This is a genomic window from Rhodoferax sp. (assembly GCF_023701345.1).
In the GTDB taxonomy this organism is placed as follows: domain Bacteria; phylum Pseudomonadota; class Gammaproteobacteria; order Burkholderiales; family Burkholderiaceae_C; genus Rhodoferax.
Genome location: NZ_JAMPXE010000137.1, coordinates 1 through 8,023 on the forward strand (window position 1 = coordinate 1; position 8,023 = coordinate 8,023).

The 8,023-nt window shown below is 63.4% G+C and carries 9 protein-coding genes, 1 pseudogene and 1 riboswitch; of the genes and pseudogenes, 1 reads left to right on the forward strand and 9 read right to left on the reverse strand.

The genetic code is table 11. From position 1 onward, the window contains the following. Positions 1-365, reverse strand: a pseudogene (locus NDI87_RS14910) (ABC transporter permease); the annotation flags it as partial. A 55-nt stretch (positions 366-420) separates the two neighbouring features. Beyond that, positions 421-528: riboswitch (guanidine-I (ykkC/yxkD leader) on the reverse strand. A 277-nt stretch (positions 529-805) separates the two neighbouring features. Between NDI87_RS14910 and NDI87_RS14915 the strand changes: the two are divergent. After that, positions 806-1,726, forward strand: coding sequence for a transglutaminase family protein (locus NDI87_RS14915; protein WP_366028999.1), 921 nt, complete (start codon positions 806-808; stop codon positions 1,724-1,726). A 15-nt stretch (positions 1,727-1,741) separates the two neighbouring features. Here NDI87_RS14915 and NDI87_RS14920 read toward each other — a convergent pair whose 3' ends face one another. The 8 genes from NDI87_RS14920 to NDI87_RS14955 form a co-directional block, all read right to left on the reverse strand. Then, a complete protein-coding gene (locus NDI87_RS14920) occupies positions 1,742-2,497 on the reverse strand; it encodes a hypothetical protein (protein ID WP_296276225.1) in 756 nt (251 codons plus the stop codon). Continuing rightward, complete coding sequence (locus tag NDI87_RS14925) at positions 2,494-3,300, reverse strand: N-acyl homoserine lactonase family protein (RefSeq protein ID WP_296276226.1); 807 nt, start codon at positions 3,298-3,300, stop codon at positions 2,494-2,496. Before NDI87_RS14925 ends, NDI87_RS14920 begins: the two co-directional genes overlap by 4 nt. Positions 3,301-3,326: 26 nt before the next feature. Further along, complete coding sequence (locus tag NDI87_RS14930) at positions 3,327-3,971, reverse strand: isochorismatase family cysteine hydrolase (protein ID WP_296276227.1); 645 nt, start codon at positions 3,969-3,971, stop codon at positions 3,327-3,329. 5 nt (positions 3,972-3,976) lie between these two features. After that, positions 3,977-4,750 carry a creatininase gene (locus NDI87_RS14935; protein ID WP_296276228.1) on the reverse strand — a complete coding sequence of 258 codons (774 nt, stop codon included), beginning with the start codon at positions 4,748-4,750 and terminating at the stop codon, positions 3,977-3,979. After that, complete coding sequence (locus tag NDI87_RS14940; RefSeq protein WP_296276229.1) at positions 4,747-5,667, reverse strand: DMT family transporter; 921 nt, start codon at positions 5,665-5,667, stop codon at positions 4,747-4,749. The genes NDI87_RS14935 and NDI87_RS14940 overlap by 4 nt, the downstream gene beginning before the upstream one ends. A gap of 16 nt (positions 5,668-5,683) precedes the next feature. Then, positions 5,684-6,448, reverse strand: coding sequence for an SDR family oxidoreductase (locus NDI87_RS14945; RefSeq protein ID WP_296276230.1), 765 nt, complete (start codon positions 6,446-6,448; stop codon positions 5,684-5,686). Continuing rightward, positions 6,448-7,218, reverse strand: a complete 771-nt coding sequence (locus NDI87_RS14950) for an SDR family oxidoreductase (protein ID WP_296276231.1) — start codon at positions 7,216-7,218, stop codon at positions 6,448-6,450. Before NDI87_RS14950 ends, NDI87_RS14945 begins: the two co-directional genes overlap by 1 nt. 19 nt (positions 7,219-7,237) lie before the next feature. Beyond that, on the reverse strand, positions 7,238-8,023 hold a 786-nt coding region (locus tag NDI87_RS14955; RefSeq protein WP_296276232.1), incomplete at its 5' end, for a fatty acid desaturase.

The following is an 8,023-nucleotide window of genomic DNA, read 5'->3' on the forward strand; positions in this document are numbered from 1 at the left end:
ATGTAACGGATGAAGTCGGTCAGCGGTTCGAGCAGGGCCTCGACGGGACGAAAGGCACCAATCAACAGACCCAGCGGCAGTGCCAGCGCGGCCGACAGCGCAAAACCGGCCGCAACACGGTAGGTGCTGATGAGCGCATCACCGGCCAGGTCGTCTTCCAGCAACCAAGTGACCAAACGCGTCAACACATTCCATGGGCCGGGCAGGAACATCGGATCCACCCAGCCCGAGGCGGACAACATCGCCCAGGCGGCAAACGGAATGAACAAACCCAGGAGAGCGAACAGCCAGTATTGGCGGCGCGACAACTGGCCTGCAATGCGCCAGATGCCTGGCCGGGCCGGGTGCGAAAAGGTGTCTGTCATGCGGGCTCCGGTGGTGGAAGAAACAAAGCAAGAGAGGACGGCGCAGCACACCATCTCCTCCCGGGCTTTTGTCCCTCCGTGGAGCCGCAACGATCGCGGCCGACAGCTCTCGGACCAGACAGCGCCAAAAAATTTGGCGCCCGGAACCCTAGCGGTCTAGCAAGTCAAGCGGCGTGCCATGCACAGCGCCCTCTCTTGGATTTAACTAAGCAACTTGGATGCCAGGTTTCTATGCCAACGTGCCTCGTCCTCTTGTCATCACATGCCTTGATTTGCACCAAATTGGTGATCTGGCACGATTGCAGTGCATCTGCAGCAGGCTTACCGAGAGCGGCGGCCCGGTCAGGGACTTGCTGGGTGCGCCATTGCACAGACGGGTGGGACGGCGCGGAATATGCTTGAAAGAATTCAACTGTCGTCCAGTCCAGCACGTCAATTCCATGCCAACCCACACTGATGAGAGCCCGCCCAACATGAACATCCAGCTTGAAAAAAATGACTCCTTCGGCGTCATGCCACAGGGTCAAGAACAGCACCCGGTGACCCCCATTCGCCTGCGTGTCGGCTTTGAAATGGCATACGACTGCCCCGCCCCCACGCCGATGATTCTGGCGCTGAACATTCACCATTCGCGCGCGAATGACCTGGTGTTCCCGGATATTTTGCTCACGAAACCGCCGGTGCCGATCTCAGCTTACCGCGACCTGTTCGGTAACTGGTGCAGTCGCGTCGTCGCGCCGGCCGGGCGCTTTGTGCTGCGCACCGATGCGCTGCTCAATGACACAGGCGAGGCCGACATCGTGGCCCCATGGGTCACGCAGACACCGGTCGAGCACTTGCCCGAATCGGTGCTGGTCTATCTGCTGGGCAGCCGTTATTGCGAGACCGACCAACTCTCTGAAATAGCCTGGCGGCAGTTTGGCACGGGCCCCACCGGCTGGGCACGGGTGCAGGCGATCTGTGATTTTGTGCACCAGCGCATCGAATTTGGCTACCACCATGCCCGGCGCACGCGCACCGCCTGGGAGGCTTTCAACGAAGGCCACGGCGTCTGTCGGGACTATGCCCATCTGGCCATCGCCTTGTGCCGCTGCATGAACATTCCGGCGCGTTACTGCACGGGTTATCTGGGTGACATCCGCATCCCGCCTATTCCGGGCCCGATGGATTTTGCCGGCTGGTTTGAGGCTTATCTGGGCGAGCGCTGGTACACCTTCGATGCACGCAACAACACACCGCGCATTGGCCGTGTGCTCATGGCCCGCGGTCGTGATGCCTGCGACGTGGCACTGGCCAGCACATTCGGACCCAACACCCTGCAGCGCTTCGAGGTCTGGGCCGATGAAGTTGCCGTGGTTTGACTGTAGAGGTCGGTCTCACACCTCGCGAGCGCTGCAGGCCCATTCCAGAATCTGCCAGGGTTCCGCGCATGCCGGGCTGTTGATGCTGGCTTGCGTGTCCTTGTGTTGACGCACGGCAAAAGGAACACGGACACCTTGCCGCGCCGGCAAGGTCGATTGCTCAATGGTCCAATAACCCGCCTCCAGTGTGCCGAAAGAAATCTCAAAATCCAGCAGCGCGGCAGCATGCTCGGGGTGTTTGACCATCACATCAACCAGGGTTTGCCCGGCTTGTGTGCCTGGCGGCCAGGCCATGCGCCGGGGCCGCACCTGCATGGCGTAACGGCCCGCCACCAAAAAAAGTTCCTGGGTGTCGCCACCCGCCCCGTCCAGCCCGGCCAGCGCAATAAAACGCCCGGTGGAATCCGGCAGACGGTCCCAAATCTCAAGATACGTTGCATGAACGCCAGTCTCGATCACACGTTCAGACGTTTCAAACACCATCACGCCGGCATCCACATCCATGCGCGGTGGCTGAAAATCAAGACGGCGCTGCCAGGTGCATACCTCACCATTGGCTTGTTGCGTCACCTGGGTCACGCCGCAAAATCCTTGCTGACTGGCCAGCCGAAGCTGCGCGTCAGTCCCCGGTGCCATGGTGGGGACGCGCAAATCGGCGTGCCAAAGACTGGTCTGCAACCAGCGCACAAAGGTGTGTTCATCACGCTGCTGCGGGGTTTCCAGCAGCCGACGTGCCCAGACGCCGCGGTAATGATCCGGCACGGGCGTCATTCGCAGGCTCCTGGAAACGGCGGCAGGCTGCGGTAGAACGCCATGTCATGGTTGGGCCAGATCACCGCGCCAGATTCACGTGCCAGCGCCTTGAGTTTGCGGATGCTCGCCACCGCCTGGGCTTCACGGCCTTGCCACAGGGTGCCAGGGGCAATCTCGTCATCCAGGTTTTCCTGCAGGTCGGCGGCGTCGCCCGCGAGCAAAACAGGCGGTCCTTTGCGCAACTCAATCAGCAGCGACATGTGCCCGATCGTGTGCCCCGGCGTGGCCACGGCCTGCACGCCGGGCAGCACGCTGTACTCGCCCTGCTGCAGGCAAAAGGGCAAGGGTGCACCCGCGTCGTCCAGCAGCTCATCGGCAAAAACCGCAGGGTCGGCGCCACTGCGCGCGGCGCTGACTTCATCGTGCTGCACATGAATCTCGGCACCACAGCCGCAGCGCTTGAGCTCCTTCAAACCACCGGCATGGTCAAAATGCAGATGGCCGATGAAAATCACGTCCACATCCGCCGCGGTCAGCCCCAGACGCGCCAGGTGATGGGGAATGCGCTGCGACTCTGTCATCTCGGGCGCCCCGAACGAGAACAGTTCCGGGTTGTAATAGCGGGCTCGGACCATGGGGTCATGGATCTTGGCGTGGTCGCAACCCACGTCATACAGAATGCGGCCATTCGCGGTTTCAATCAGGTAGGCCAGGATCGGCGCTTCGATCTGCTGCCCGTGCCCCCGATTCAGGGTCGAAATGGATTTGTCGTAGCGATGGGTGGCTGTGAGCAGCGGCCACATTTTTTTAACTTGCGTCATGCCATTGCTTTCCGGTCAGATGTGATTTACAGGGTCAAGAGCAATTGATCCGTGCTGGCGACTCGGCCAAAAATTCCCCCTTCGACACCGATCATCGCCAGCGCCGGCGCCTGCAACGCGGGGTCGCTGGCGGCGGTGGCGTCGCCCACGGTGGTGCAGCCATAGCCACGGTCCACGGCTTCGCGCAAAGTGGAATGCACACACACCTCGGTGGTCACGCCGCACAGGATCAGTTGCCGGATGTTGCGGCCAATGAGCACGCCTTCCAGGCCGGTCAGGTGGAACGCACCGTAACCCGGCTTGTCGATCACCACTTCACCGGCCTGCGGCTTTAATTCGTCAATGAAATCGTGTCCGTATTCGCCACGCACCAGCAGGCGTCCCATGGGGCCCGGACTGCCAATGGGCGCCCCGGCCCGCAGGCTGCGCCGCATTTTCTCCGGCGGGCAGTCCGACAGATCCGGCAGATGGCCTTCGCGCGTGTGCACCACCAGCATGCCACCCGCCCGCGCGTACATCAGCAGACGCTGGATCTGGGCAATGGGCCGGGCCAGCCGCTCAACGTCCAGACCCGCGCGCGCCGCGTAGCCTTGCGGGCTGCAGAAGTCCCGCTGCATATCGATGACCAGCAGTGCTGTGACGGCTGGTTCAATGTCCCGCGCGTGTTGCATCGTGGTCACTTCGCCGGGGAAAACCCGTTTTCAATGGCCTGGGCCATGCGCACGGCGACTTCCTGCGCCAGCAGGCGGCCTTTGTCCGCGCTGGAACCTTTGGCCGAGGACAACACCCCCGACGCAGGCACCCAGTCGGTGCGCGCGGGGTACATGTCGTAAGGCGGAAAGTCTGCCGGACCATCGTCGGGAATCAGGTCCAGGCGCACCAGCGACGGGTGGTAATGCAACATCATCGACGTCTCCAGCACGGCCGCATGCTCCAGCGCAAAACCGGGGAAACCCTGCGGAAACACGTCGGCCAGGGTGTCTGGGGTCATGAAGTCCCAGTATTCGAGCCGCATAACTTCAAGCTGGGTGCCGGGGCCGAGGTCGCGCAGCCCCAGGTCAATGCCCTCGATCAAAAACCACTGGTTCTCGTAATGGCCGTTGACCACCACCAGTCGGGTCACACCATGGCGGGCAAATTCACGCACGGCATCGCGCACCGAGCCAATCAGGGTGGCGGCATCGACACTGGTGGTGCCGCAAAAATGCTGGCCACCGCCACACTTGGGCTGGGACTTGTAGCCATAGGACAGGGTCGGCGCCACCAGGCCACCCACGCGCGCGGCCGCATCCGCCGCCACCGAGGCCGACAGCAGGCCATCGGTCCCCAGCGGCAAATGGGGCCCGTGCTGCTCCAGCGCACCCACCGGCAACAAAATGGGCGGCTGGTCACGGCTGATGCGACTTTGGTAGTCGAGCCAGGACAGTTGGTTCATCCAGACAGTGCTCATGGGGTTTCCTTCTTGACAATGGGGGTGGGGGGTGTTGGCGCACCGGTGTCGGTGGCCTCGATCAGCGCTGCGCAGGCAATCAACGCGCCACCGACCCATTCGAGGGCCGACAAAGCTTCGCCGCCCCACCAGGTGGCGGTGAGCACGGCCACCAGCAGTTCGGCTAGCATCACCACACCCGCGCGACCGCTTTCCATGTGGGTGACACCAAATTGCCAGGTGGCGGTGGCCAGCAACATCCAGCCAAAGCCATAAGCCAACACCGCCAGAGACACGGGCAGCGACACGTCAGGCACAGGCGTGCCCAGGCCCAGCACCCAGACGCCGGAGAGCACGCCGCAGCCCAGGAAGACGGCGGCCGTTTTGGAGCCGATCGGAATCGCCTGGCCGGCCCGCGCAATGACGTTGTTGCCGGCAAACGCCAGCCCTGCCGTAAGTGCCAGCACGTCGGCCACACTCAAGGCGGTGCTGAAGGCCTGCGCCCCGCCCAGCACCAGCCAGAGTCCGGCCAGCGCCACCGCCACCGCCAGCTTGCGCCGGGCACTGACACGCTCCTTTAAAAACAGCCAGCCCCCCAGCACCGACCACACCGGCGACAGGTAAAACAGAAACATGACACGCACCACGTCGCCCTGCATCAAGGCGTTGACAAACGAGGTGTTGGCCCAGCCGCCAACCAGCGCCAGGGCGATCAGCAGACCGGCTTGCGACCGCCAGGCCGTGCGTTCGCGCCACAGATACGCGGCCAGCGCCAGCCCCACCGGGCCGTAAACCAGCATCGACAGCACCGGCCCGCCCAGACCAACCTCGACAAACTTCTTCAACGGCCACCAGGACAGGCCCCACAGCGAGGACGAGAACAGCAGCACCAGCAAAGGCAGCGCGGGTGAACGGGGGAAGGCGGAAGTGATGGTCATGGAAAATAGTACCAGCTCAGGGCATCACCGAACCGCCATTGGGCCCGAGCACCTGGCCGCAATAAAAGCGCGACAGGTCTGAGGCCAGAAACAGCGCCGTGGCGGCGACCTCAAAGGGCTCGGCAAAACGCTGCTGGGGAATGTCGAGTTCTTTTTGAAGCGACTCGGCGCTCATGGATGCCAGTGACACCATGGCCGTAGCCACCGGCCCCGGCGCAATGGCGTTGACACGGATGGCCGGGGCAAACTCGCGCGCCAGCGACCGGGTCAAACCAATCACACCCGCCTTGGCCGCGCAGTAGGGGGCCAACTGGGCACGCCCAAGAATACCCAGATCCGAGGCGATGTTGATGATCACGCCCTGCTGGCGCGCCACCATGGCTGGCAGGAAGGCACGCGAGGTCAGGAACACCGATTTAAGGTCGGTGCCGAGCATGTGATCCCAGTCGTCCTCGGTCGTCTCCAAAAACGGTTTTTCCTGGATGATGCCGGCGTTGTTGACCAGAATATCCAGCGCACCACAGATTGACTGAGCTTGAACCGCCAGCCGGGCCACGTCCGCCGCAAGACTCACATCGGCTTCCAACGCCCAGGCCGGCACACCGAAATTTTGCAATTCCTGCACCAAAGCCTGGGCTTGCGCCGCTTGCCCCAAGTGATTCACCACCACCGCCGCACCGGCTTGCGCAAAAGCCAGCGCGATGGCACGGCCGATGCCGGTGGCAGCACCGGTGACCAGCGCGGTGCGCCCGGTCAGGGACAGGTTACGGTTAGCCGCCATCAGCCCATCACCTCGCCGTTGCTCACCACCAGGGCCTGGCCGGTCAGTGGCGCGGCATCGGCGCTGGCCAAAAACAGGTAAATGCCGGCAATGTCGGCTGGCGCCAGCATGCCTGGCAAGGCTTGATGTGCCAGCAAATCGCGCTCAACCTCGGCCTCGGTGCGGCCCTGCTGCTGCGCCATGCTGGCGAGTGAGCGCATGGCGGCGTCAGTACGGATCCAGCCCGGGCACACCGCATTGACGCGGATGCCGCGCCCGCCCAGCTCAAACGCCAGCGAGCGGGTCAAGCCAATGACCGCGTGTTTGCTCGCCACATAAGCCGAAAAATCGGCGACCCCGGTCTTGCCCCAGATCGAAGACTGGTTGATGACACTGGCGCCCGCCTGCATCAGCGGCAACAGCGCGCGCGTCAGCCGCACCATGCTCAGCACATTGTTGTCCAGCAGGCTCGCCCAGCGCGCCATGGCGTCGGGCGCCGGGCTGTCAATGGGGGTGGGGTATTCCACGCCCGCGTTGTTGACCAGCACATCCACCCTGCCCCATTGGCCTTGCAGGCGAGCAGCCAGCGCAGCCACCTGCGCGTCATCGCCCAGGTCACACACGGCGGTCATCACCTCGATGTGGGCAGGCAGCGACTCGGCGAGCGCTTGCAGCGCCGGCGCAGCCCGGTCGAGCAGCAGCAGACGCACGCCCTGCGCGGCAAAGGCATGGGCCAAGCCCTGGCCAATGCCGCCGGCAGCGCCGGTGAGCACCACCGTTTTTCCTTGCAAGGCGTAGTCCGGTTTCAATTCACACCGCCGTCAGAAAAGACACGCCGACCGCACCCAGAAAACCATCGGCACGGCCGGGGGTGCCGGGCGCCTGCACCTGGCCGTAGTCGCTGGCCAGCACGCGCTTGACGCGGTTGATGTGAAAGCTGCGCAGCAACTCACGCACCGGCGTCACCTGCGCGTAGTCGTCTGCATACAGCTCGCGGTGAAACGCCGGCAAGCGGTGCCAGGGCGCCGTGGGGCGCTCATGGTGCGCGTTGTGGTAGCCAAAATTCAGCCACAGCAGGTTGAGCCAGGGGTGGTTGAGGCCGACCACATTGCTGAAGGTATTGGCCTGCTCGTAGGCGCGGTCACGCAGCTTGTCTGCCGGAATGGGCTTGTCATCGAGGATCGGATAGGCGTCGTAGGTGTGCTGAAAACAATCGGCAAACCGCAGCACCGTGACAAACACCAGGTAAGCCAAAAAGTAGAGCAGCAGTGCCTGGGGCGACCACCAGCCCAGCAGCGCAAAGGCGCTCAGGCGGACCGCAGTCACGCCCAGAATGCGGCCCCGGGCGGCGCGCTTGCGCTCATCCTGAAACGGCAGCGCCAGCACAAAGGCCCGCATCAGGAATTCAACCGCCGGAAAATAGGCCCACTCCAGCGCCAGCACGGTATTGCGAAACCAGGCCGGTGAACCCAACAAAAATCCGCGGACGTCGAAGGTGATGACGTCAGCGCGCTCCACATGGTGGCGCATGTGTTTGCGCCGCATGTCGGCAAAACTGGCATAACAACTGCCGTTGACCCAGCTCATCAAAGTACC

Excerpts from the sequence above, each read along its gene's own strand:
- NDI87_RS14945 (WP_296276230.1), bottom strand. The coding sequence starts at position 6,448 with ATGGCGGCTAACCGTAACCTGTCCCTGACCGGGCGCACCGCGCTGGTC.
- NDI87_RS14920 (WP_296276225.1), bottom strand. The coding sequence starts at position 2,497 with ATGACGCCCGTGCCGGATCATTACCGCGGCGTCTGGGCACGTCGGCTG.
- NDI87_RS14935 (WP_296276228.1), bottom strand. The coding sequence starts at position 4,750 with ATGAGCACTGTCTGGATGAACCAACTGTCCTGGCTCGACTACCAAAGT.
- NDI87_RS14940 (WP_296276229.1), bottom strand. The coding sequence starts at position 5,667 with ATGACCATCACTTCCGCCTTCCCCCGTTCACCCGCGCTGCCTTTGCTG.
- NDI87_RS14915 (WP_366028999.1), top strand. The coding sequence starts at position 806 with ATGCCAACCCACACTGATGAGAGCCCGCCCAACATGAACATCCAGCTT.
- NDI87_RS14930 (WP_296276227.1), bottom strand. The coding sequence starts at position 3,971 with ATGCAACACGCGCGGGACATTGAACCAGCCGTCACAGCACTGCTGGTC.
- NDI87_RS14925 (WP_296276226.1), bottom strand. The coding sequence starts at position 3,300 with ATGACGCAAGTTAAAAAAATGTGGCCGCTGCTCACAGCCACCCATCGC.